The organism is Demequina sediminicola, assembly GCF_000975055.1.
Taxonomy (GTDB): Bacteria; Actinomycetota; Actinomycetes; order Actinomycetales; family Demequinaceae; genus Demequina; species Demequina sediminicola.
In genome coordinates this window covers 36,897-58,414 of the sequence record NZ_BBRB01000003.1, presented here as the reverse complement: position 1 = coordinate 58,414, position 21,518 = coordinate 36,897, and the positions used below count along the sequence as shown (strand labels likewise).

The following is a 21,518-nucleotide window of genomic DNA, read 5'->3' as shown; positions in this document are numbered from 1 at the left end:
GTGGTTACTGCTGTTGCTGCTGAACCTGCTGTACGCGCATCGGCAAGCGTCCGAGCTCTTCGCCGTCAACGGAGATGACCCACGAGAACATGCCGGCCTGGACAAAGCGGATTCCGTCGATTGTGAAGGCGAAGCACGCGACCTGCTCGTCTCCGTCGACAAGGTGCGCCGGACGGCCCAGCGTGAACTCGCCGCCCATGCCGCGAACGGGCTGGGCGTTGCCTTCAGCATCGGCACGCACGCCGATGGGGTATTCCTTGCCATCCTCGGTGAGCAGCTTCAGTTCGAGCTGGTGCGAGGCGTTGGTTGCGGTGAAGGGGACGTGCACGGTGGCGGCAACGGCGAGGCGTCGGTGCGCCGCCGGGAACTGCCGAACGAAGATGGTGTTCCATCCCGCACCTAGCGAGTAGATCTTGCCGTTGACGACCTCGGCTGAGTCGGCGAGGAAGGCGTCGATTCTCACGGGGGATTCCTTTCGATGGAGGTGAACCTCCACCAGAGTACCTACCGGTCACGGCACCTGCGCACGCCTTCGCTCTAGGCAGAGGTTGAGTCGAATCGACGCGGCCGCCACGGAGTACCATGCAGACGTGGCTGGGACTATCAATCGGGACGACATCGCGTCAGTGCGTGAGAGGGCGCCGATTGAGGACATCATCGGCCAACACGTGGCGTTGAAATCCGCCGGAGTGGGGTCTGTGAAGGGCCTGTGCCCATTCCACGATGAGCGTTCGCCGTCGTTCCACGTGCGCCCCAATGCTGGCCGCTGGCACTGCTTTGGCTGTGGCGAAGGTGGCGATGTCATTGAGTTCGTGATGCGCATTGACGGCCTGCCGTTTGCTGAAGCGGTTGAGTACCTTGCGGATAAGGCTGGGATCACTCTGCGCTATGAGGCCGGTGGCGCTCCGCGCAAGGAAGGCCGCAGTGGCCAGCGCAAACGCCTGCTTGAAGCCCACCGGGTCGCTCAGGAGTTCTACGCAGCCCAACTGGCGAGTCCTGAGGCGCGTACCGGGCGTGACTTTTTGCGCGAGCGTGGCTTCGATCGCGCTGCGGCAGAGCACTTTGGTGTGGGCTACGCCCCGCAGGGCTGGAACCACTTGGCTGATCATCTGCAAACTAAGGGTTTCACGCAGGATGAGATGCGTGCCGGTGGGCTCGTCTCCGATGGCAATCGCGGTGTCTATGACCGCTTCCGTGGCCGCCTGATCTGGCCCATCCGCGATGTCACGGGTGAGGTCATTGGTTTTGGTGCACGGCGTCTCTACGACGAGGATCAGGGCCCCAAGTACCTCAACACTCCTGAAAGCCCTCTGTATAAGAAGAACCAGGTTCTTTACGGCATTGATCTGGCGAAGAGTGCCATCCGGTCCGAGCGCACCACTGTGGTGGTGGAGGGCTACACCGATGTGATGGCGTGCCACCTTGCGGGCATCACGAATGCCGTGGCGACGTGTGGCACGGCCTTTGGCGAGGAGCATGTCAAGGTTGTCCGCCGACTCATGGGCGATGTCGCTGGGGGTGCGATGAAGGTCGGCACCTCGGGCGCCAAGGTCATCTTTACCTTCGATGGTGATGAGGCGGGCCAGAACGCCGCACTCAAGTCCTTCCAACTTGACCAGCAGTTCCTTGCGCAGACGTTTGTGGCCGTGGACCCCGAGGGCAAGGACCCGTGTGACCTCCGCATGGCCGGTGGCGATCAGGCTGTGCAGGCGCTCTTGCAGGCTCGTACGCCGCTGTTCGAGTTCGTGATCAAGACAGCATTGGGTGCCAATGACTTGGAGACCCCTGAAGGCCGTGCCGCGGCTCTGAGTGCTGCCGCGCCTGTCGTCGCAGGTATCCGCGACAGGGCCATCCAGCCCGAGTACACCCGCCGTCTCGCTGGATGGTTGGGGATGGAACTGGACATCGTCCGTCGCGCGGTATCCAATGCGGCGAAGTCCCGTGGACGTGAGCCTGCAGCCCACACAGGGACGATGCCCCAGGTGAGTCGCGGCGGTGACGGAACCGCGGCATCGGCCCGGCCTGACCGCCGGGATCCTGTGGTGCGTGCGGAAGCGCTGTCGCTCGGGGCCCTGTTGCAGGCGCCGACCGAGACTGTCAACGATCCGCTGGGCCAAGTGGTCGTCGCAGAGATGACCCCTGCGGCGTATTCGGTGCCCCAGTACCGGGCCGTGTTTGAGGCGATCATGGCTGCAGGCGGTCCTACGCAAGCCGGCCCAGACTGGGCGAATGATGTCGCGGAGCAGGCGGGGGAGTCTCTCGCGGGCACGGTGTCTGAATTGGCGGTGTCCCCGCTGCCGCATGACAAGCCTGAGACTCTCGGCCATTACGCCAGTTCCGTTCTCGCGCGCGTGCTGGATCTGAGTCTCACGCGTGCCATCGCGGAGTTGCGGGGGCGCATGCAGCGCGCGGGAGCGGGCACTGACGGCGCTCAGGAGGCGTTCGCGGAGATCGTTCGCCTGGAGCAGCGCCGACGCCTCCTGCGCGAAGGCTAAGGCCCGTCAGAAAACACGAAAGCCGGCCCCGTAGGACCGGCTCTGTGGAGCTCCTCCAGTTGGACTCGAACCAACAACCTGCCGATTAACAGTCGGCTGCTCTGCCAATTGAGCTATGGAGGATTGCAGTCAGAAACTCTACATGATGTTTGGCACTGCTGGTGACACTACGACGTGTCTTTCAGGGTGCCGAGCGAGCAAAAAGCGGGGCCGATGCCTGAAGCATCGGCCCCGCTCCTTAAAAGAAAAAGTTACTTCTTGACAGCGTTCTTCAGTGCTGCACCAGCGCTGATCTTCACCACGGTGCTGGCGGGGATCTCAAGAGCCTCGCCGGTCTGCGGGTTGCGGCCGGTGCGGGCTGCGCGCTCGCCGGTGTCGAAGGAAACGAAGCCGGTCAGCTTCACTGCTTCGCCTGTCACCAGTGCTTCGGTGACGACGGACTCGAGTGCACGGAGAGCATCGCCAGCCTGAGCCTGCGTGAGGCCTGCGCTTTCTGCAACGCGGTTGGCAACGTCGGTACGGGTGAGAGCCATGTGATTCCTTTCGTGTGCGGCGGGGGACCGCCGAACTTGATGGGACCGCGTAGTGATACGCGGACGAGTGAGCCGGTAGGCACGTCTCTTGGTGCCACGATAGCCATACTCCGGGCATTCGCCGCGGCATTTCCTTATGCGCGTCGCGAACGTACGGGGTTTTGAGGGGGCTTTTGGCCTCTTGAGGCGAGAATTTACCCTTGCCGGCCCTTGAATCGTGGGTTGCGCTTGTTGATGACGTACGTCTTGCCTCGGCGGCGCACCACGATCGCACCGTCTTTCTTGGCGAGTGAGCGAAGACTCGCACGTACCTTCATCGGGCGTCCTTGGCGTAGCGGCGACGGAATCGTTCCACTCTTCCGGCGGTATCCATGACCTTGGCGCGCCCGGTGTAAAACGGATGGCTGGCGGACGAGATCTCAACGTCGATGACGGGGTACTCGTTGCCGTCGTCCCACATTGCGGTGGTGGTGTTGGTGGCGGTCGATCGGGTCAGGATGGCGAAGTCCGCGGACTTGTCGCGGAAGATCACGGGTGCGTAGTGGGGGTGGATGTTCTTTTTCATGGTTACCAACTCGATTTTGTGATGCCGGGAAGTTCGCCGCGGTGTGCGGCCTGTCGGAAGGCGACGCGGGAGAGGCCGAATGTGCGTAGGTGCCCGCGTGGTCGGCCGTCCGATTGGTCTCGATTACGTAGGCGTGTGGGTGATGCGTCTCGGGGGAGGGCATGCAGTTCTTTCATTGCCTGGTTGCGTGCCTCGCTGCTGAGGTGGGGATTGACGGAGTCGCGTTTGAGGACTGCGCGTCGTTGCGCGTACTTGGCGACGATTTCTTCGCGTTGGCGTTGCTTGGCGATTTTGGATTTCTTTGCCATTAGCGGGTCTCCTTGAAGTCGACGTGGCGGCGCGCGATCTTGTCGTATTTGCGCAGTACCAGGCGGTCGGGGGTGTTGCGCCTGTTCTTGCGGGTGACATAGCGGACCCCGGTTCCCGCGGTCGACAGCAGGGTGATTTTGGGGCGGATGTCCTTGCCGGCCTTGGCCATTAGATCTTTTCTCCTCGAGCGATGATGCGGGCGACGACGGCCTCGATACCGTCACGGTCGATGGTTTTGATGCCTTTGGCGCTGACGTTGAGCGTGACGGTGCGGCGCAGGGAGGGCACGTAGAAGCGTTTGCGTTGGATGTTGACGTTCCAGCGACGCTTGGTGCGGTGGTGGGAGTGGGAGATGGTGTGGCCAAAGCTGGGGGTTGCCCCGGTCACTTGGCAGCGTTGTTGTGACATGCCGGCCAAGATAGTAATGATAATCGTTCTCGTCAAGTGTTACGGTTGGCGTCATGACTCCACGACTGACCGTTTCTATCCTCAGCACTATGGATCCCGTGATTCGCGCTGCTGTGTCCTTTAGCGTTGCGCTAGAACGTTCCGACACCGTTGTTGTCCACCATGACCTCGTCGGTGATGAAATTCGACGGGTGGTCTCTGACTCCTCAGGGATCATCGAGCAAGACGCCACCACGCTCGAACACGCCTGCCTAGGCTGTGCGATACGTGAGGACTTGACCCCCACGCTTGAGCGCCTCCAGATGCTCGGACGCTGGTCGACTGTCCTGGTGGCGCTCCCCGTCACAGCCGAATCGGCGCCCGTCACGCGCGCGATCGACATGGCGCGAGCGCCCGGCGGCAGCCTCAACGGCGTCCGCCTCGGCACGGTGATGTGCGCGGTTGACGCCGACACCATTGCTGAGGACGCGTTCAGTTCTGACTTCCTTCACGATCGTGGGCTGGCCCTCGTCGAAGACGACTATCGCGTCGTAGCGGAAGCCGTAGCGCCGATGCTGGCTCACGCTGACGTTGTGGCGTTGGTGTGTGATGGGTCGCCATCCGCATCGGCTAGTGCCACCGTGGATCATCTCCGTGGGCGAGGCTCTCACGTACTCTCGATGGCCGCCGAGGTTCTCGATGGCGACGTCGTGGCGCGCGCCCAGCACCGCTGCGAACGAGCCCTCGGGCGCATCGACCCACTGAGGTTGGAACGCAATGTTGCTCGTGATCGCGATGGAATCTGGTCAGTAGAGCTCAAGAGCGCCAAGCCCTTCCATCCCGGACGCCTGCGTGAACGCTTGGCTGACCTGGGAAGCCATAATGTTCGCGCACGAGGCCACTTTTGGGTCCCTACTCGCCCAGACAACCCTTGCGCGTGGGATGCAGCCGGCAGGCAAGTGAGCGTCGGCAGCCTCGAGGGGTGGGAAAGCCAGCGGCCGGGAACACGCATCGTCTTTACGGGCCGTGGGCCCGAACGAGACGTCATCGCACAGGCCTTTCGCGCCTGCCTGATTCGCGACGACGAGCGCAGCCAAGACTGGTCTCACGGCGACGACTTGAGCGACTGGCTGGGCCCGGTAGAGCGCTAGACTGGCGCGGATCCTCGCGAGACACACAGCCACTGGTTGAGTGTTGAGGGTCACGGGCCAGTAGCTCAGCCGGTTAGAGCAGCGGACTCATAATCCGTCGGTCGTGGGTTCAAGCCCCACCTGGCCCACCTGGTAGATCATGGAACGCCGGTCACTACAACGGTGAGGTTCGGAGCAAAACCCCTCCAAAACCCCTCGTAATGTCAGACCCCGGTTGTATGATCAAACCATGGCACAATGCACCGCACCATACGAAGGTCACCGCACAGCGAGTGGCGCTGCGAACTGTCCCGCATGTCGTGGGGGAGGACGCTACGGAGGCTCCTCAAGCGGCTACTCGTCGCCGCGTCCTACCTACACGCCGCCGCCACCTCGACCTCAAAGGTATCCAAGTTTCTCCGGCCGCTCGTCTGGTGGCGGAGGTGGTGCAACTACTGCGAGCCGCGCACGACGTGCTTCTGTAACCTACTCGACGCGCGAGTATCAAACCCTCAAGCCGGTGCACGAACAAGTAGTCCGAATTGCCGAGACCGGCGATGACCGTCGTGACCTTTTTCTCTGCCACGCATGGGACGACCGTGAGGGTGTGGCCCTTGACTTTTCGAACTTGTTGAAGGGCCTTGATGTCACAGTCTGGTTTAGTGAGATGGATGTTCCTTTGGGAACCTCGCTGATCCGTAGGATCGATAAGGGCCTGGCAAGCTCTCGGGCCGGAATCGTGCTCGTAACTCCCTCGTTGTTCGCTAGCCTGAACAGCGACGGAATCGCGTCCCAGGAACTCTCGGCGTTGCTCGCAACGGACCGGGTAATTCCTGTAGTTCACGACACGACGTTCGACGAACTTCGGCGATACAGCCCGCTGCTCGCCGCAAGATCGGGACTGGATACCGCGAACTGTGATTCCCTCGATGAAGTGGCGGCTAAGATCGCGGATACCGTTCTGGTCGACTAGCAATAGGCGTTGGTTTCATCAATGGCAGGCGAGGACATGCGTGAACGACGCACATACAAGCGTCACCAACATGTGATCGATGCGCTCGACCGCGAAGTCGATCGTCAGCGGTCGAGCGTCGCGCGCAGAGGAGCGGCCATGCTCACTCGTGGAGGCGTGCTACTCGCTGCGGCAGGTGTCACATTGAGTATCGAGGTCAATTCTTCGTCTAGCGGGGCATTTCACATAGCTGCGATTGCTCTAGCTGCCTTCGCCGCTGCGCTAGGGGCAATGGCCGTTATCCCGCGAAGTGGGCCTGAGAATGACGTCAGAGAACTCGAGAAAGAACTCTGGTCCATGGGTCCCCAAGAGGCAACCCACGTCCTGCTGCACCGAAAGCATGAAATTCTTCGCAGTGACGAGAAGATCCTCAATCAGCGCTCAAAGTATTGGCTCGCCGGTTGCGCTAGTTTTGTACTATCACTCGTCGCGCTGGTTCTTAGTACCTTGTTCGGTTGAAAGGAAACTACGTGGCGAATGCCAAGAAAAAGAAGGTAACTCCTCCTCCGGTTCCGCCGCGCCCTGGCAAAACGGTCAAGGTCATTCGCGAGAGTGGGGCGGGCAAGAAGGGGCGCAGTACCTAGCGTTGAGACCCCCAGACGTCGCGGTCCAGGGGCCTCCACGCCTAACCTGCTCTAGCCCTTCGGCGGGTGCGGGTCTTTACCGTAGGTATTTCGGTCGTTGATTGTGTTGTCGGCTTGCTTGTGGCCGAGCCATTCGGTCCCCGTTCCGCGAGCGAGGTCCTGGCCCCGCGCGGAGGCGTCGGCCTTGTTGTCGTGGCGACTTGAAGCGTTTGTGTTGCCTTCACGCTTGTTGTACCAGTCGCCTTTTTCGCCGTCCCACATGGTGTGGACGTCTCCCTTTGCCATACTGACTTCTACTCTCTGGAAATCAGCGAGTGACAAACTCAACCCCAATCCTCCCGCTTTTACGAGAATCGAGCGCTAGCCTTCAAGGGAAACACCTCTACGAGTTTCCTCGAACGCCTGAGAGCCGGTCCGCCTGGCTTTCAGGCGTTCGTGCTTTCCACCTTCAAGTGTCCCGATAAACCAGGCACTTGAGGCGCGACACGCCGTATGCGTAGTAACACTACTTTTTGTGCGACTAGCAGTATTCTTTGCCGTCGCTCGCGGGTTAATACGCCTCGCGCCGCAATGCCTTCTGAATGTGCCGCTTGAATCCCGTCATCTCCTGGCGATCACTAGGGCTTCCGGAACCCTTGCGTCCGCAAGTGCAGGTCCAGATGAACACGTAGTTGCCAGAAGGGTCATAGGCGATCAGGCTTTCCATCATTTCGTGGTGAATTTCTACAGTGTGGCAAACCCATCTGACATGGCGTCGCTCGGATCTAAATATTTAGCCGCGCCCAGCCACGAACGCCTCGAAACGGTCAACGTGGCTGGCGTAGTCGCTGGGGTACATATGGGCATAGATGGAGTCCGTTGTCGCGAGGCTGCCGTGGCCTAGCCAGCGACTCACTTCATACGGCGGGAAGCCCACAGCGAGCATCAGGCTTGCATACGTGTGCCGGAGGTCGTGAAACCGCATCGGCAGGAGATCGGTGCTCGCGAGCGCGGGCCGGAGATAGTTGCGTCGGAAAGATTGCACGTCAAACACTCTCGTGAAGTCCACGACGTGAGTGCCGGGTATCCGTCCGGGCCACAGCAAGGCGTCCGGGTTCGCACGGTTGGGGTGGGCGAAGAGGTACTCGCGGAGCACTGCGGTCAGAGCACGGTTCACCAGCGGCACCTCGCGCGTGGAGCGGCGGGATTTCGGGGTGCCGACCTGCCATTCGCTTTGGATGCGTTGGAGTGTCTGGCGGACTTCGACGTGTCCGGCCTTGAGGTTGAGGTCGCGGATTCGCAGGCCGGTCAGTTCGGCGGCGCGGAGTCCGGTGTAGGCCGCGAAGCGCACGAGCAACCCGTAGGGCTCGGCGGTCGCGTCGAGATAGGCACTCACGGCCTCGACTTGGGCAGCGGTCAGGAACACAGGCGTGAAAGCGTGGACATCGGTGTTCTTGGGGAGTCGGATCGAGTCGCAAGGGTTGCAGGCGATCAGCCGGTCATCCTGCGCATAACGGAACGCCTTCTTCAACGCGACGTAGCAGTGGTGGACGGTAGACGGCGCGAGCCCTTCGCCGTTCATCGCGACAATCCAAGCTTGCACTTCGGCGCGCGTGACTTCAGTGACTTTGCGCTTACCGAAGGTAGGTAGAACCCGGTTGTTGTAGATCTGCACATACGAGCGGTGGGTGCGTTCCTTGAGACCGGGCCGGGAGGCTTCAAGAGACGCCTCAACAACTTGCGCGACAGTCAGCACCCGGCGCACGAGAGGCGACGCTGTAGTGCCCTCGGCGATTTGGTTCTCCACTCTGAGAGCGAACCGTTCGGCGTCGCGCTTGACGGCGAAGGTACGTTGGCGGAACTTGCCTTCTGCACGCCACCGAACCTCGTAGGCCTTTCCGCTCGTGCGGGTGAGTTCGCGAACATTCGCCATCACGCCACCGCCTTGTCGCGGTTCAAGAGTCGGGAGACCGTCGAGGCGTGCCAGGCACCACCGCGCGCTGTTGCGACGTTCTCCTCAGTCAGTTGTATGGCAATGCGCTTGTTCGCCAACCCGAGCGCGCGGATCTCATAGATACGCCGCTCGGCTTCCTCAGAGATCGTGCGTGGACGGCCCAACTTCACGCCGCGCTCTTGTGCAGCCCGCAACGCGACTGACGTGCGCTCGCCGATGGTGCGGCGTTCCCACTGCGCGACGGCAGCCATGACGTTCGCAACCAGATCGCCGCCCGGCGTCGTGGTGTCCACTCCTACGTCGAGAGCGTTGACGGCCCATTGCTGCTTGCGAGCGATGGCGAGAAGCCCAGCGAAGTCCTGCACCGAGCGGCTCAGCCGGTCCAACTTCGAGACGACAATCGCTTGTGCCTCGCCGTGCTTAAGCAGCGCGAGAGCCTCTTGGAGGGCAGGCCGGTTTAGGGACTTGGCCGACAAACCCTCATCGCACAGCCACACCACTTCCCACTCCTTCGCGGTCGCGTGGGCTGCAATGGCTTTGCGTTGGGCGGCGAGCCCAAGGCCGCTTCTGCCTTGCTCCTCTGTCGAGACTCACGTGTATCCAATGATCGTTTTCACGTCGCGTTCCTTTCCCTGGATCTGCTGGCGTGAGACTAGATCTAACGCTGAAACGGACGTCAACGGCTCGCCATTGCTGAGTGGCGCTGCGATCTCGGTACGCAATTGCTCAATGACGGTAAGCGAGGCGTTGATTCGTTCCTGTACGACGGCCTTGAGGTCGGTCGCGCCTTGCACGGCGAGTTTCTCGAAGACCCGAACGCGATCAAACACCTCGCGGTCGATCTCTTTCAGCGCGTCCCGCTCTGCCGTAGCGTTGGGATACTCACGCTCGCGGGCTTGGAGGCGAACATGATGGGGGTTTAGCTTGTGCACTTTCGGCTCCTTAGCGCTGCTTGCGAGACTTGGCGAGCGCTGAGATGCGCTCTTGGGTGTTGGCCTTGCGGTCGGCGACCTCAAAAGCCGCCTGGAACATGTCCGACATCACATGGAGTTCGTCGTCAAGCGCGGCCATCTGTGACGTCACGCGACCTCGCGTGGATTCCAATTGCTGCGCCGCGATGTGGCCTTGGTTGACGGGGTATGCCGGGAGATCGTTGTCCATTGCCTTTCCTTCCGTTAGAGGTTGCGGCGTGGGCCGCGTGTGATGGTGAGAGGGACCGGCTCAACGTCGCTGGGAGCCAGCACGCCCTTCGGTCCGAGGAAGGCGACAAGCGCCTCGTGAATGAGCGCAGTCTTAGAGATCCCAGGCAGCGAGACTAGGGCGTTGAGGGAGTCGTCCAAAGTCTCGGGCAACCGCATCTCAATGCGCCGGGTTGTTTTCTTATTCATAACCTAAACCTTACCCGGCCTTAACTCATTCCGCTGCGAATCGCGTGAAATTCTTTTTGCAAATCTGCACATTTGTATTTTGCAATTGCATAAATACCAAACCGCGAATTGGAATGCGCGTGGAGTAGTATTAGAGAATGAGAGAGGATAACCAAGTCGAGACCACTGATCGCGGCGCTTATGCCTCGGAGTACGCCGGAGGGCTGGGCGACAACGCTGTCTCACCGTCGGGCGTGCCTCGACGCCTCACGGCCTCGGAGAAGGCGCGCGAGATGCGTCGCGCGGGTCTAGCCGAGACGCACGGCGACCGGGACCGCTACCCGCGAACGTAGCGTGCACGCTTTACTTGTCGCTAGAGGCGTCGTTCGAGCGACATTGATCCAGCCACCGTGTCAGACTATTCGGCATGAACGCCACGCCAAGAGCCTCGACGCTCTACGTTATCTATCCAGACACCAATGCGCTCTTTCGCGACCCATATTGGTCGACCCCTAAGACGCAAGTACTTCGCGACCTCGGTGACCTAGTGGATGTAGAAGTATGGTTTTCGCCAATAGTTAAAGCAGAAATGAATCGGCATCGAGAGAAAGATGTTGCCGAACTCTCGGCGCTTGCGTCTAAAGCAATGCGTAAGTTTGCGAAGCACACAAATGATTTGGAGGTGACAAAGGCGCTTGGCGACTATGTCGCTCATGTCGAACGAGTGAGCGCGGAGGTCGCGGGAAAGGTGTATCAAGAGCCTTGGGCACAGGTGCTTGACTGGCCGACACCGTCCGCGCAACACCTAGTGGAACGCGAACTTGCTCTCGCCCCACCATTTTCGCAGGCTGGCGATAGTAGTGAGGGTGAGATTGCCAAGGGGTACCGCGACACCATGATCTGGCTCGGACTGCTCGACGCGATGGAGGCGAACCCAGATTTTACATTTGTGTTCGTAACCGACGACCGCAAGGGCTTTCTCTCCAACGGATCGCTCGACTCGCGCTTGTACGACGAGGTGACCTCGCGCGGCCTTGATGGCGCCAAACTGCTGCACTTCCGGACCATCGGCGACATGGCAAAGGGGCTTGAGCCTCACCTCGTTGCAGCATTGCCCCGATCTGTAGTCGCTGCGATCCTTATGGCCGAATGGGCTGAGAAGGATAGTCAGGACGATATCGCCGGCACTTATGACGAGTACCGAGATATTTCTGACGGGCTTTGGCTCGATTTCCAGACAGGCATGCCAATCGAGGGCGACTTCGAAAGCTGGAATCTTGACCTCACTGAAGTTGAACCCGATAGCGATGGTGACCCTAGTCACTGGCTAGCATCTGGCACGGTTTATTTTTCAGGCGCGGTCTTCAAAGGAGACTTCTTTTCCACGCCAGATGAAGAGCATGGAGGCGTCGAACTTGTCGAAGAAATCAACAACCACTATTTCTTGGTGGAGGGCGAGCGAGAGATCGAAATTGAACTCCATGTTGATACAAGTAGCGGAGCCGTAACTCCTGTGACGGCAGTCGCTGCCCGCCTCATCACCTGACTACTGGCCAAAACCGAGAGCCCTAACTTCGCTCGACCCTCTATTAGCTCTATCTTTGACAGTAATTTGGGGTCGGTTCCGGAACCCCTCCAAAAACCCCTCCGACCGCGCCCTATGCGTACGCGACCAGCGCCGACCGGCTTGTCTGCCCTGCGCCCCACTTCTGCACATTCGAGCAGGTAGAGCGGCTAAAGTAGGGAGAACTGGGCTCAGTTGGTCGCTCCCGGACTCGCCTCCGCAAAGCCTCATAATCCGTCGGTCGTGGGTTCAAGCCCCACCTGGCCCACCTTCAGGCAGCTGCCCGCACGCAGCTGGCACACCTGCTCGGGACCTTCGCACCACGAGTTGACCCAAACTTACGGGTAGACATGAGGGGTGACCCGTGGCGGGGTTGCTTTTCGTATTCGTCGACTCGACACGAGGTGTCACCGTGCCTACTTCTCGCAATCCACGCCGTGCCCGCCGGGCGGCCTCCACTATCGCGATTGCGGGTGTGGTCGCGGGCTTGACCGCAGGATGTTCTGCCGAATCCACCTCCGCGGACCCCGAAGCGTCGGCCAGTGCCGCTCCCACGATCAGCGAGTCACCCGACCCCTCGGCGTCCGCTACCACCGACGGCACCGCTGAGGCAGCCGAGCTTCCTAGCGGTCCTGACTCATTTGGAGCAGTGCCGATCGGGACGGATGGGGTCGCGTTCGGCCCGGTTGCGACCGGTGATGTTCCTGTGGTGGACGTGTACTTCGACTTTGCCTGCCATTACTGCATGCTCTTCGAGATGGGAGTGACACCAGACTTGGTGGAGATGGCTGAGGCCGGCGAAGCCACGGTCGTGCTCCACCCCGTGGCGATCCTGGACCGCAACTTCCCGTCTGCGTACTCGACGCGCGCATCGGCGGCAGCGATGGTGGTCGCCGAGACTTCTCCCGAGCACTTCTTGCTGTTTACAGCTTCGTTGATGTCGAGCCAGGAGCAACTTCCTGAAGATGGGTGGACGGAGAACCAGCTCGCTGAACTTGCGACGGACCTTGGCGCCCCTCAGGAAACGGCCGATGCAATCCTGAGTACCGATTTTGAAGACACTGTGGGGGAGGCGACAGAGGCTGCCTTCGCCGGCGGGATGCAAGGAACACCATCCGTCGCTGTTGACGGTGCGCTCCTCGACTATGAACAGATCAACTACATCGAGCCCGGCGCGCTGACGGAGTACCTCGACGCGCTCTAGCCGCCACTGAGACTCACTCTCGTCACAGCAAAGCCCGGGAAGCCACTCGCTTCCCGGGCTTCGCTATGTGTGCGGCTAGTTGTCGGAATCGCTGACGTTGTCCATGGCGTCGGTGTTGCTCACCAGGTACAGCACAGCGTGCACGCGGTCGCGGAGTGCTTCACCGATGCCCACGGGGTCTTCGTCGTAGGCATCGTTGACGGTATTCGCCGTCGCGGTGCCCAGTGGCGCGAGCATGATGTCGCTGCCAAAGCGAATGGCCTGCTCCGGGTCCATGAAGGATCTCAGTACTGCGTCCGTGGAGACCATGCCTTCCCAGCCCCACTCGCCACGCAACGTTTCCCCGAGGAGATGCTCGTTGCCACCGGACCAGCGCGGCCCGATTTGGATGAACGAACTCATCACTGCGCTCAGTTCGCCTTCCTTCGCGGTGATCTCGAAGGGGCGCAGGTAGAGCTCGCGGATGGCTTGCTCATCGGCCCAGACGTGAAGGCCAGAGCGGGCGTTGGTTTACTGCTCGTTGAGCGAGCGGCGGAGGCCTTCGCCGAGCAGGGATTCCACGGCGCAAGTCTGCGAGGGATCGCGCGCGAGGCCGGAGTCGATCACTCCACCCTGGTCCACCACTTCGGCAACAAGGTGGGCCTTCTGACAGCCGTGCTCGACTGGCACGACCAGCAAGCGATCCCCGACGACCTTCCTGAGGTCATAACCCCTGAAATTGTCTTGACGGGATTCGTGGCGACGGCGCGACGCAACCAGCAGTTCCCTGGTCTGGTGCAACTGCTGTCGACGATGTCAGCTGAAGCGGCCGCCACCAACTACCCCGCGCGGACTTTTTCGCAGCGACGCCACGGGCTGATTGTTGGTGTGATCGCGTCGACAATCCATGAGCAACAAGTGGGCGGCATCGTTTCCAACGATGCGCCTGCGCAGCAACAAGCGATCGAGATTGTGGCCGCGTGGGAAAGGATGCAGGTTTACGACGCCTTGCATCCCGGAGAAGTTGACGTTCCCGCATTCGTGGAGCGAGTGATGCGCGGGGCCTTTGGGCTGTGAAGCCCGTCGTAGCTATTGAGCGCCACCGTTTTCCTCGGCAGAGCCGGAGTCGAGCTCTCCAGTCATCTCCTTCAAGTCCACGTACGGCGCGCGCACCTCGGGAGAGTTCGCGTTCTCGCCCTCAATGGTGCGGTTCCTCAGGCGTCGTCGCTCGTGCGTGAACGTGTCCCAGCGTTGCAGGTCTTCCATGGTGGCGTCAGTCGTGTGCTCGTACCGGTAGCGCTTGTCCTGATTGCGGTATCGCTTGTACATCTGACGATGCGCGTACCAGCCCACAACGAAGGGCGCGGCAAACGCGAGCGCCGCCACAAAGAACAGATCGCCGCCATCGCCGCTCGAGGCGAGGATGACCTGTGCTGTTGAGAGATCCATCAGAGTCATTCCTTACGCGAGGAGGGTGGCAAAAGCGATGGGCCAGGCAATGAGGGCCGTGCCAGCTGCGAATCCCAAAGTGGCGCCCCAGAGGCGGCTCTTCGAGATGGGAACTGAGCCCATAGTGCTGCCGCTACGCCCATTGACGGCCACATAGTGGACTGTCAGCCTGCCGTCATCGTCCCGCTCTGGATACGAATAGAGCCATACAGGCAGGTAGACGGTGGCCCACCGTGATCCGCGCACCCACATTTCTTCGTGAGTGATGCGGACGCCACGGTCATAGTTGGCGAAGTCAGGACGGATGCGCTCACGTGCCAGAGTGAGAAACCGGGTGTACGCAGTGTTGGCGACATCGTTGATGTCCATGTCGCGCTTCTCCGACTGGATCTCGCCCATGTAGTTCGAATCAAACGCGACCATGTTCTTCACATCGAAGGGGAGGATCGCGTTGATGATGTTGTTGGTCGATACCTGCGTCGCGAAGTCTGCCTTCGAGGCCGATGACTCAACGATCAGGTCGTCGGCGTGCAGATCGAACTGGCGCACTACCTGGTACTCGTTGGCGTCGTAATACGTGGTCGACGTCTTCCCGTGCTGGACGGTGTAGCGCCGAGTCTGAACCTCTCCCACACCATGAATCCGTGTGTGGAGGTTGCCGTCGACCACCATGTACGGCAGGTACACCTGACGGACCTGTTCCGCGGAGAAGTCAGCCTTGAACTTGGGATTGGCCAGCATCTTGCGATCGCTCACAAACTTCGTGATGCGCTCCATCGCCTCGGTTTTCGACAGCGAGAACGGCAAGATTCCGTCGGGGATGGCACCGTTCGGGAGCTTGTCATTGATCGACAAGATGGAGCGGCACCAGTGGCACCGCGACTGCGTAGCGTGCGCCGTGTCGACCGTCACCTCGGCACCACAGCCTTGGCACTTCATGGTGATGAGGTTCTTATCAGAGTCCATGGCCGAGGCGCCCGAGGTGACTGTCCGTCCAGAGAGGGATGAAATTCCCTCGCCGAGGCCGTGGGTGTCCTCAAGGCGTTGCCCCGTCCATTCGTGGCGGCAGAATGCGCACACCAAGGACATCGTTCCCGCTTTGTGACTGATCTCCGTCGATCCACACTTAGGGCAACTATCCCGGCCGTGCTCAGCGCCCGTAGTCGTGTCGAGCTTGGTCACTCGCCCCGTCCACGCGTCACCTACCGCAGGCGCACTGTCACTGTTCGGCAACTGCTCTGTCACAGGCCCAGAACCTTCTTCTTGACCGCGTCGAAGTCTTCCTGAGTGATGAGACCCTCATCGAGCATCGCCTTGTAATTGCGCAGTTCAGCCATGGGATCAGGCTCCGCGGCTGCCGCGGCTTGACCCTGCTGCGGTGCTGCTTGCTGTGCTTGGGCTCCACCTTGTGGCATGCCCTGCTGAGGTCCGCCCTGGTTTTGCATGAGACCGCCCAGCGCACCACCGGCTGCGTTCATTCCCATACCCATGAATGCCAAACCGTCACCGCCGCCGCTCTCACCGGCGGACTGGATGCCGCGTGCTGCAGATTGGCGGAGGAAGGAATCGCCGCGCGCGCCGGAGAGCGCATCGGCCTTCTGCACATCGGCCAGTAGTGCTGCGGTGGGTGCGTCGTACTCGATCGCGACCAGTGCGGCCTTGTCGATGATGATGCCACGTTCGGTGGCCCAGTGGAAGTTCTCTTCAACCACCTGCGACAGCGATGCGGAGAACCCCAGGGCGTCACCCTGGATTCGCGAAATGCGATTGCCGCGTTCGCCCGCGTTGGTGTAGTTCGAGAACGCTGCGGACAGCGATCCCACGACTTCGTTGAAGAGCTGATCGGCCACGGGGTTACCGGCAGCGTTGAGGTCAAAGACCCCGGCGCTCGCCGAGATGTATGGAGCCGGGACGATGCTGTTGACGAACAGGATGGGGTCGACGATCTTGAGCGTGTAGGAGCCCCGCGTCACGGCGCCGGCTTGGGTGCCGAGGTAGTGGTCATCCCAGTAGATGGGGCCTTGGGTGCCGAACCGGTTGTCGGGGACTTCCTTGAGTGAGACGTAGAAAGCGAGGTGCTGGCTACCTGGCTGGCCACCGAACTTGAAGCGCTCCCACGAAGTCTTGACCGTGGGGGAGATGATGCCGTCGCCAGCAAAGAGCGATTGACCTTGCTGGTCATCGGAGTTGTAGATGTAGCCCCCGGACTCCGCAATGAAGTTGGTGATGCGGCCATCCTGGAAAGTCAGGAGACCGTACCCCGCCGGCACCACCACTTTGGAGCCGTTCGAGATGATGTTCTCGGAGGCCTGAGTGTTGGATCCGCGACCTGCGTTGGTGCCTTGAGCGACGGCTGGGAACAGCAGCGCTGTGGCCGACACACCCGTGGGGGGCGTCAAGAAGTCAAGCCACTGATCAGCGAAGGTACCGCCAATGGCGCCAGAGAATGCCCGGATAAATCCCACAATGTCCCCTTATGGATAGTCCCAAATCGATACCTCATTACCCTAGCCTGAGAAGGGTACGCCGGGCGAGTGTGGGTGGCTTTTCCAGCCACGATGCCGTGGCGGTCGGTACGCTCTAACGATGGATCAGACATTCGAGTTCACCGCAGTCTTGTGGCCCTGGCGGGCACGCAACCAGATGTGGACGTTTGTCACGGTGCCGGACGACATCTCCGATGAGGTGGAGGCACTTCAGTCCGAGAAGCGGCGCGGCTTTGGTGCCGTGAAAGTGCGCGTCACCGTCGGCGGGACCGTGTGGGACACGTCGATGTTTCCCTCGAAGGAGCACAGCGCGTACATCCTGCCCATCAAAGCCGCTGTAAGGAAGGCCGAAGGAATGGCATTAGACGATGCCGTCGCAGTGTCGATGAAACTTATTGCCGTATGACGCCCACACACAGTGAAGGCGTCCGCCTCCCCCCTGAGCGCCATCACCCCTTGATCGTGATTGCTGGCCCCACAGCATCGGGCAAATCCACCATCGGCGCTGCCGTGGCGCAGCGTCTGAGTGTGCCGTTTGTCGACGGTGACGATCTGCATTCTGCCGAGAACAAAGCGCTCATGGCCTCCGGCGTTCCGCTGACCGACGGCCATCGTGCGCCGTGGCTCGCGACGGTGAGTCGCGCGTTGGCCGATGCTGAACCCACAGGTGGACTAGTGGTGGCATGCTCGGCGCTGGCCCAGCGTTACCGCGATGCGATCCGCCTCGACGCGCCCTCCGTGTGGTTTGCCGTCTTGCAGGCGGATGAGGAGGAACTAGCGCGACGCTCAGCGGCGCGCACCGATCACTTTATGCCTCCGGAACTCGTCCGTTCGCAGCTGGATCTCCTTGAGCCACTCGCGCAAGGCGAGCACGGGTCAATGATCGACACATCGGACCGCAATGTTGAGCGGATCGTGGATGCGGTGATCTCCGCACACGCAAAAGCCGGGCACGCGCATGGTGCGCGGCCCGGCTTTCGCGATCAACGGTAGCGGCGTCTGCGCCACTACCGGAACTGATGGCTCTGCGTTATGACTTGTCGCCGTCGCGGTCTGTCAGGTCGTTGTACTTTTCAGCGACCTTGTCCTTGACGTCCTCGACCTTGTCCTTGAAATCGGCCTTCTGCTGGTCCATCCGACCTTCGGCTTCTTGCTGCTCATTGCCGGTGGCATTTCCGGTTTCTTCCTTAGCCTTGCCCTTCGCATCCTCAAAGGCGTTGCTGAGGCGATCCGTTCCACTCATGACATTGTCCTTCCGTGCGTAATGGGTATGACATCCATGACAACAACATTCATCGTTCGGTATTCCACGGTTCGGTATTCCACGCCAGGACGAGGGGCACGGCCTGAGCCACATCGAGCGCAACGATCGGCCCCACGCAGCCAGGGGAGTGTTCGCTTGCTCTCTCCGCTGCTCGCGCGTGGATCCAGGCGGCAGCGGCCCCAGCATCGGCAGCGTTCAAGCCTGAGGCCAAAGCCGTGCCCGCGATGCCCGCAAGGACATCCCCAGTTCCCGCTGTCGCGAGCCACGCTGGAGCCGGTGGCAAGAGCGTCACCGCACCACCCGGCGAGGCGACCAGGGACCGCGAACCCTTGAGCAACACGGCGGCGCGCGAGGCCTCCGCTAGGAGCCGTGCATATCCCGCCCGATCAGCGTGCACTTCCTCGGCAGTGACGTCATGGCGCAGCGCTTGAAGAGTGCGGCGAAGCTCACCTTCATGCGGTGTGAGGAGCACATGGTCAGCAGAGGCCTCGCGCGAGCCCGCAGCACGCGCCTTCGCCACGGTCTCGAGCGCTCCCGCGTCCACGACCAAGGGTGCACCCGACGCCATCGCTGCCCCAATGGCCGCATCCTGCTCTGGGTAGTCCGCAACGCCTGAACCCACCACCCACGCCTGCGCTCGCGGCAGGCGCTCAGCGGTGTCCCCCGGATCGTGCACCACAGTTTCTGGGCGATGGTGCAAGACCAAGTCCTGGGCGCGCATCGGCCCTACATAGCGCACCATCCCGGCACCGGCGCGTGCGGCGCCCGACACCACGAGTGCTGCAGCCCCCGGGTACGCCTCGGAGCCAGCGATGACACCTACCACCCCGCGCGAGTACTTGTCGTCGCCAGCAGCCGGGACGGGCCACAGTTCCTTCATGGACTCTAACGTCCACGTCTTTGCGTCATTCACACGTCTAGCCTGGCATAGGCGCTTCCAGCACGGCAGGATGGAGATGAGGCAAACCTCTGCATCGTGAGACAATGCCGCCTATGGCGATGCGCGACATTCGAGTGACCGGTGATCCCGTCCTACGCACCCAGTGCGACCCCATCCGCAATATTGACGCCCAGGTGAAGACTTTGGTTGAAGACCTGCTGGAGACCGTCGACTATGACGGGCGTGCGGGATTGGCGGCCAATCAAATCGGTGTGTCTCTGCGAGCTTTCTCGTGGAACATCGACGGCGACATCGGTTACATCCTGAACCCCGAGATCGTCGAGCGCTCCACAGAACTGCAGGAACTGGGCGACGAAGGCTGCCTGTCCGTGCCGGGCCTGTGGTACCCGTGCGAGCGACCCGCCTACACCCGCGCGGTCGGCACCGACCTCGATGGCAAAGAGGTTGTCATCGAGGGAGAAGAGATCTGGGCTCGCCTCATCAACCACGAGGTTGACCATCTCGACGGGCACCTCTACCTTGACCGCCTCGCCAAAGACGTACGCAAAAAGGCGATGCGCGAACTTCGGGAGTCCCTCGAAGGTTAGAGGGGCTTCGGTAGGGGAATCCCTACCTGTGCAATGACGATACGCCCGGCCGATGCTCGGGCGGGCTCTCCGGCAAGACACGCCTTGAGCGCAGTGAAAGTCACCGTCACATCTGCGTGCACGTGTGAGGAATCTGCATTCGCAGAGTCGGCTCCAAGGCCACTAGGGACGTCGACCGACACGATGGTTGCTGATGATGCGATTGCTGCCACCAGAGCGTCAGCGGGACGACGCAGCCCCGGCGTCGAACCAATGCCTGCGATGGCGTCAATGACGAGTTCAGCGCGTGCGACAGCATGGAGCGCCTCGTGGGGATGGTGTGAGGCCTCAATGGTCGTGGCCCCGGCCTCTTCGCACTCCTGCAATGGTGCTGCGTCTGCGGCGTCCGTGGTCAGGATTGCGACCACTGTCGCGCCACGGCTCGCAAGACGGGCACCGGCCAAGAGGCCGTCACCGCCGTTCTTGCCTGGCCCCACCAACACCACGACACGGCTCCCTGCAACGCGCCCGCGGGTTGAGGTGAGGATCGAATCGCATTCACCGGCAATGGCGTCAGCGGCTCGCGCCATTAAGACGGGCTCAGGAACCGTGCGCATGGTGGCCTGCTCAGCCGCACGCACCTCCGCAACCGACATGATCATCTCTGACATGGCACCTAGATTGGCATAGTTCTGGCGCCGCTGTGGCGAGTCGTAGTTGCCATTTGCGTTGTGGGTGGGGCACGATAGGAAACGCACGAGGGTTGATGTTTGGCAGGCCCTTCAGATGAGGTCGTAGGGGAAGACGCACCTCAACAGGAAGGAAGGGTCATGGCTGCCATTACCCGCGGTGTACTTTTCGTGCACTCTGCAACGCGCGCAATGTGCCCTCACATCGAGTGGGCGGCGCAGTCCGTGCTAGGTTCGCGTGCCTCTTTTGAGTGGACCGACCAGCCGGCTGGTACCTCGTTGCATCGAGCCGAGGTGGCCTGGCAAGGCCAGCCCGGCACAGGAGCGCGCCTTGCTTCAGCGCTACGTGGATGGGAACACGTCCGCTATGAAGTGACTGAAGACCCATCGTTCGGCTCGGACGGCGCTCGCTGGTCGCACACCCCCTCGCTCGGAATCTTCCACTCCGTCACAGACGTCCACGGCAACATCGTGGTTCCAGAAGACCGTATCCGTGCCGTCCTTGAAAATGGCGGCACCGTCGCCGACTTCAAACGCGCCATGGACTTGGCGCTCGGCACCGCGTGGGACGAAGAGCTTGAACCATTCCGATATGCCGGTGCAGGCGCCCCCGTGCGTTGGCTGCATCGAGTGGGGTAACTATCTCACCCATGATGGAACTCGCCCACGACGAGGCACTCACTCTTCAGGCGATGGAAGAGGCGCTGTGGCGTCCCGAAACCCGGTTTGATCGCCGCTACATGGATGCGGTCCTTGCTGACAACTTTTATGAGGTCGGGTTGTCGGGGCGGACCTACAGTCGCGAGGACACGCTGGAACTGCCTCCGCTTGATATCGACATCACCTTCCCCTTGGTGGGATTTCAGGCATTGGCGATCTGTGATGATGTTGCACTCGTGACGTACACCTCGATGCCGGCCCGCGGCCGGGGCGTCGCGCTTCGCTCATCAGTGTGGGTCAATGACGGCCGATGGCGACTGCGTTACCACCAGGCAACCCCGACAGAGGTCTAGTAGGTCACTCCAACAGAGGTTGAGCCACCGCGCGCCCGAGCGTCCCCAGGACACACAACGGCCCCCGACTCGACGTTGAGGTCGAGGC

At 61.4% G+C, this 21,518-nt stretch carries 33 protein-coding genes, 2 tRNA genes and 1 pseudogene; 13 read left to right on the top strand and 23 right to left on the bottom strand.

Annotation, left to right across the window (positions count from 1 at the left end; translation table 11 throughout):
• Positions 1-4 precede the first annotated feature (4 nt).
• Positions 5-463, bottom strand: coding sequence for a DUF6941 family protein (locus AOP79_RS07380; protein ID WP_062072157.1), 459 nt, complete (start codon positions 461-463; stop codon positions 5-7).
• Positions 464-590: 127 nt separating this feature from the next.
• On the opposite strand from AOP79_RS07380, the gene dnaG reads away from it, so the two are divergent.
• On the top strand, positions 591-2,495 hold the full coding sequence (gene dnaG, locus AOP79_RS07375) for a DNA primase (RefSeq protein WP_062072558.1): 1,905 nt from the start codon (positions 591-593) through the stop codon (positions 2,493-2,495).
• Between the two features lie 50 nt (positions 2,496-2,545).
• Here dnaG and AOP79_RS07370 read toward each other — a convergent pair.
• The 7 genes from AOP79_RS07370 to rpmB form a co-directional block, all read right to left on the bottom strand.
• Positions 2,546-2,618 (bottom strand) — tRNA-Asn (locus AOP79_RS07370).
• A 128-nt stretch (positions 2,619-2,746) separates the two neighbouring features.
• Positions 2,747-3,028 carry an HU family DNA-binding protein gene (locus AOP79_RS07365; RefSeq protein WP_062072155.1) on the bottom strand — a complete coding sequence of 94 codons (282 nt, stop codon included), beginning with the start codon at positions 3,026-3,028 and terminating at the stop codon, positions 2,747-2,749.
• A gap of 194 nt (positions 3,029-3,222) precedes the next feature.
• On the bottom strand, positions 3,223-3,345 hold the full coding sequence (gene ykgO / locus AOP79_RS07360) for a type B 50S ribosomal protein L36 (protein ID WP_062072153.1): 123 nt from the start codon (positions 3,343-3,345) through the stop codon (positions 3,223-3,225).
• Complete coding sequence (locus tag AOP79_RS07355; protein WP_062072152.1) at positions 3,342-3,593, bottom strand: type B 50S ribosomal protein L31; 252 nt, start codon at positions 3,591-3,593, stop codon at positions 3,342-3,344. The genes ykgO and AOP79_RS07355 overlap by 4 nt, the downstream gene beginning before the upstream one ends.
• 2 nt (positions 3,594-3,595) lie before the next feature.
• Positions 3,596-3,901, bottom strand: a complete 306-nt coding sequence (gene rpsN, locus AOP79_RS07350; RefSeq protein ID WP_062072150.1) for a 30S ribosomal protein S14 — start codon at positions 3,899-3,901, stop codon at positions 3,596-3,598.
• Positions 3,901-4,071: a 50S ribosomal protein L33 gene (gene rpmG / locus AOP79_RS07345; RefSeq protein WP_062072147.1), complete on the bottom strand. Its 171-nt coding sequence runs from the start codon at positions 4,069-4,071 to the stop codon at positions 3,901-3,903. The genes rpsN and rpmG overlap by 1 nt, the downstream gene beginning before the upstream one ends.
• Positions 4,071-4,310, bottom strand: coding sequence for a 50S ribosomal protein L28 (rpmB, locus tag AOP79_RS07340; RefSeq protein WP_062072145.1), 240 nt, complete (start codon positions 4,308-4,310; stop codon positions 4,071-4,073). The genes rpmG and rpmB overlap by 1 nt, the downstream gene beginning before the upstream one ends.
• A gap of 53 nt (positions 4,311-4,363) precedes the next feature.
• Here rpmB and AOP79_RS07335 point away from each other — a divergent pair, with 53 nt between their 5' ends.
• From AOP79_RS07335 to AOP79_RS11980, 3 genes are all read left to right on the top strand, one after another.
• On the top strand, positions 4,364-5,440 hold the full coding sequence (locus AOP79_RS07335; RefSeq protein WP_082093454.1) for a CobW family GTP-binding protein: 1,077 nt from the start codon (positions 4,364-4,366) through the stop codon (positions 5,438-5,440).
• 54 nt (positions 5,441-5,494) lie between these two features.
• Positions 5,495-5,568, top strand: a tRNA-Ile gene (locus AOP79_RS07330).
• A gap of 371 nt (positions 5,569-5,939) precedes the next feature.
• A complete protein-coding gene (locus tag AOP79_RS11980) occupies positions 5,940-6,392 on the top strand; it encodes a toll/interleukin-1 receptor domain-containing protein (RefSeq protein ID WP_236683325.1) in 453 nt (150 codons plus the stop codon).
• A 674-nt stretch (positions 6,393-7,066) separates the two neighbouring features.
• Here the strand turns inward: AOP79_RS11980 and AOP79_RS07315 are convergent.
• The 8 genes and pseudogenes from AOP79_RS07315 to AOP79_RS07290 all read right to left on the bottom strand — a co-directional run bounded on the left by AOP79_RS07315 (position 7,067) and on the right by AOP79_RS07290 (position 10,336).
• Positions 7,067-7,300 carry a DUF2188 domain-containing protein gene (locus AOP79_RS07315; RefSeq protein WP_062072134.1) on the bottom strand — a complete coding sequence of 78 codons (234 nt, stop codon included), beginning with the start codon at positions 7,298-7,300 and terminating at the stop codon, positions 7,067-7,069.
• 265 nt (positions 7,301-7,565) lie between these two features.
• Positions 7,566-7,724 (bottom strand): hypothetical protein, encoded by a 159-nt coding sequence (locus AOP79_RS11805; RefSeq protein WP_161794241.1) that lies wholly within the window; start codon positions 7,722-7,724, stop codon positions 7,566-7,568.
• Positions 7,725-7,787: 63 nt separating this feature from the next.
• The gene (locus AOP79_RS07310; protein WP_062072132.1) at positions 7,788-8,927 is read right to left on the bottom strand and encodes a tyrosine-type recombinase/integrase; all 1,140 of its coding nucleotides are present in this window, start codon (positions 8,925-8,927) and stop codon (positions 7,788-7,790) included.
• On the bottom strand, positions 8,927-9,118 hold the full coding sequence (locus AOP79_RS12035; protein ID WP_269078446.1) for a recombinase family protein: 192 nt from the start codon (positions 9,116-9,118) through the stop codon (positions 8,927-8,929). Before AOP79_RS12035 ends, AOP79_RS07310 begins: the two co-directional genes overlap by 1 nt.
• 9 nt (positions 9,119-9,127) lie before the next feature.
• Positions 9,128-9,526, bottom strand: a pseudogene (locus AOP79_RS12030) (recombinase family protein); the annotation flags it as partial.
• A gap of 12 nt (positions 9,527-9,538) precedes the next feature.
• Complete coding sequence (locus AOP79_RS07300; protein ID WP_062072127.1) at positions 9,539-9,880, bottom strand: hypothetical protein; 342 nt, start codon at positions 9,878-9,880, stop codon at positions 9,539-9,541.
• Positions 9,881-9,890: 10 nt separating this feature from the next.
• Positions 9,891-10,109: a hypothetical protein gene (locus AOP79_RS07295; RefSeq protein ID WP_062072125.1), complete on the bottom strand. Its 219-nt coding sequence runs from the start codon at positions 10,107-10,109 to the stop codon at positions 9,891-9,893.
• A 14-nt stretch (positions 10,110-10,123) separates the two neighbouring features.
• Positions 10,124-10,336, bottom strand: a complete 213-nt coding sequence (locus AOP79_RS07290) for a hypothetical protein (protein ID WP_152648059.1) — start codon at positions 10,334-10,336, stop codon at positions 10,124-10,126.
• A 137-nt stretch (positions 10,337-10,473) separates the two neighbouring features.
• Between AOP79_RS07290 and AOP79_RS07285 the strand changes: the two genes are divergently transcribed.
• The 3 genes from AOP79_RS07285 to AOP79_RS07275 all read left to right on the top strand — a co-directional run bounded on the left by AOP79_RS07285 (position 10,474) and on the right by AOP79_RS07275 (position 13,083).
• The gene (locus AOP79_RS07285; RefSeq protein WP_062072121.1) at positions 10,474-10,668 is read left to right on the top strand and encodes a hypothetical protein; all 195 of its coding nucleotides are present in this window, start codon (positions 10,474-10,476) and stop codon (positions 10,666-10,668) included.
• 74 nt (positions 10,669-10,742) lie between these two features.
• A complete protein-coding gene (locus AOP79_RS07280; protein ID WP_082093453.1) occupies positions 10,743-11,861 on the top strand; it encodes a PIN domain-containing protein in 1,119 nt (372 codons plus the stop codon).
• A gap of 430 nt (positions 11,862-12,291) precedes the next feature.
• A complete protein-coding gene (locus AOP79_RS07275) occupies positions 12,292-13,083 on the top strand; it encodes a DsbA family protein (protein ID WP_152648058.1) in 792 nt (263 codons plus the stop codon).
• Positions 13,084-13,158: 75 nt separating this feature from the next.
• On the opposite strand, the gene AOP79_RS07270 is transcribed toward AOP79_RS07275, so the two are convergent.
• On the bottom strand, positions 13,159-13,518 hold the full coding sequence (locus tag AOP79_RS07270; protein ID WP_236683334.1) for a glycoside hydrolase family 3 protein: 360 nt from the start codon (positions 13,516-13,518) through the stop codon (positions 13,159-13,161).
• Between AOP79_RS07270 and AOP79_RS07265 the strand changes: the two genes are divergently transcribed.
• The gene (locus AOP79_RS07265) at positions 13,468-14,139 is read left to right on the top strand and encodes a TetR/AcrR family transcriptional regulator (RefSeq protein WP_062072112.1); all 672 of its coding nucleotides are present in this window, start codon (positions 13,468-13,470) and stop codon (positions 14,137-14,139) included. The genes AOP79_RS07270 and AOP79_RS07265 overlap by 51 nt on opposite strands.
• A gap of 12 nt (positions 14,140-14,151) precedes the next feature.
• Here AOP79_RS07265 and AOP79_RS07260 read toward each other — a convergent pair whose 3' ends face one another.
• The 3 genes from AOP79_RS07260 to AOP79_RS07250 are packed head-to-tail and all read right to left on the bottom strand — an operon-like array spanning position 14,152 to position 16,976.
• Positions 14,152-14,511 (bottom strand): hypothetical protein, encoded by a 360-nt coding sequence (locus AOP79_RS07260; protein ID WP_062072110.1) that lies wholly within the window; start codon positions 14,509-14,511, stop codon positions 14,152-14,154.
• 12 nt (positions 14,512-14,523) lie between these two features.
• Positions 14,524-15,756 carry a TFIIB-type zinc ribbon-containing protein gene (locus AOP79_RS07255; protein WP_152648057.1) on the bottom strand — a complete coding sequence of 411 codons (1,233 nt, stop codon included), beginning with the start codon at positions 15,754-15,756 and terminating at the stop codon, positions 14,524-14,526.
• Entirely contained in the window at positions 15,753-16,976 is a 1,224-nt protein-coding gene (locus tag AOP79_RS07250) for an SPFH domain-containing protein (protein WP_062072105.1), read from the bottom strand. The genes AOP79_RS07255 and AOP79_RS07250 overlap by 4 nt, the downstream gene beginning before the upstream one ends.
• Positions 16,977-17,097: 121 nt before the next feature.
• On the opposite strand from AOP79_RS07250, the gene AOP79_RS07245 reads away from it, so the two are divergent.
• Together AOP79_RS07245 and AOP79_RS07240 are read left to right on the top strand one after the other, a co-directional pair.
• Entirely contained in the window at positions 17,098-17,403 is a 306-nt protein-coding gene (locus tag AOP79_RS07245; RefSeq protein WP_062072103.1) for a DUF1905 domain-containing protein, read from the top strand.
• Entirely contained in the window at positions 17,400-17,990 is a 591-nt protein-coding gene (locus AOP79_RS07240; protein WP_062072101.1) for a gluconokinase, read from the top strand. The genes AOP79_RS07245 and AOP79_RS07240 overlap by 4 nt, the downstream gene beginning before the upstream one ends.
• A 37-nt stretch (positions 17,991-18,027) precedes the next feature.
• Here AOP79_RS07240 and AOP79_RS07235 read toward each other — a convergent pair whose 3' ends face one another.
• The gene (locus AOP79_RS07235; protein ID WP_062072099.1) at positions 18,028-18,240 is read right to left on the bottom strand and encodes a CsbD family protein; all 213 of its coding nucleotides are present in this window, start codon (positions 18,238-18,240) and stop codon (positions 18,028-18,030) included.
• A 49-nt stretch (positions 18,241-18,289) separates the two neighbouring features.
• Entirely contained in the window at positions 18,290-19,174 is an 885-nt protein-coding gene (locus AOP79_RS07230; protein ID WP_236683324.1) for an NAD(P)H-hydrate dehydratase, read from the bottom strand.
• An 80-nt stretch (positions 19,175-19,254) separates the two neighbouring features.
• Here AOP79_RS07230 and def point away from each other — a divergent pair, with 80 nt between their 5' ends.
• A complete protein-coding gene (gene def / locus AOP79_RS07225; RefSeq protein WP_062072094.1) occupies positions 19,255-19,749 on the top strand; it encodes a peptide deformylase in 495 nt (164 codons plus the stop codon).
• Here the strand turns inward: def and AOP79_RS07220 are convergent.
• Entirely contained in the window at positions 19,746-20,399 is a 654-nt protein-coding gene (locus AOP79_RS07220) for an NAD(P)H-hydrate epimerase (RefSeq protein ID WP_062072091.1), read from the bottom strand. The genes def and AOP79_RS07220 overlap by 4 nt on opposite strands.
• Before the next feature lie 159 nt (positions 20,400-20,558).
• Between AOP79_RS07220 and AOP79_RS07215 the strand changes: the two genes are divergently transcribed.
• Both AOP79_RS07215 and AOP79_RS07210 read left to right on the top strand, forming a co-directional pair.
• On the top strand, positions 20,559-21,056 hold the full coding sequence (locus AOP79_RS07215; RefSeq protein ID WP_062072089.1) for a DUF3145 domain-containing protein: 498 nt from the start codon (positions 20,559-20,561) through the stop codon (positions 21,054-21,056).
• Positions 21,057-21,067: 11 nt separating this feature from the next.
• Positions 21,068-21,430: a nuclear transport factor 2 family protein gene (locus tag AOP79_RS07210; RefSeq protein ID WP_062072087.1), complete on the top strand. Its 363-nt coding sequence runs from the start codon at positions 21,068-21,070 to the stop codon at positions 21,428-21,430.
• Positions 21,431-21,518: the final 88 nt, after the last annotated feature.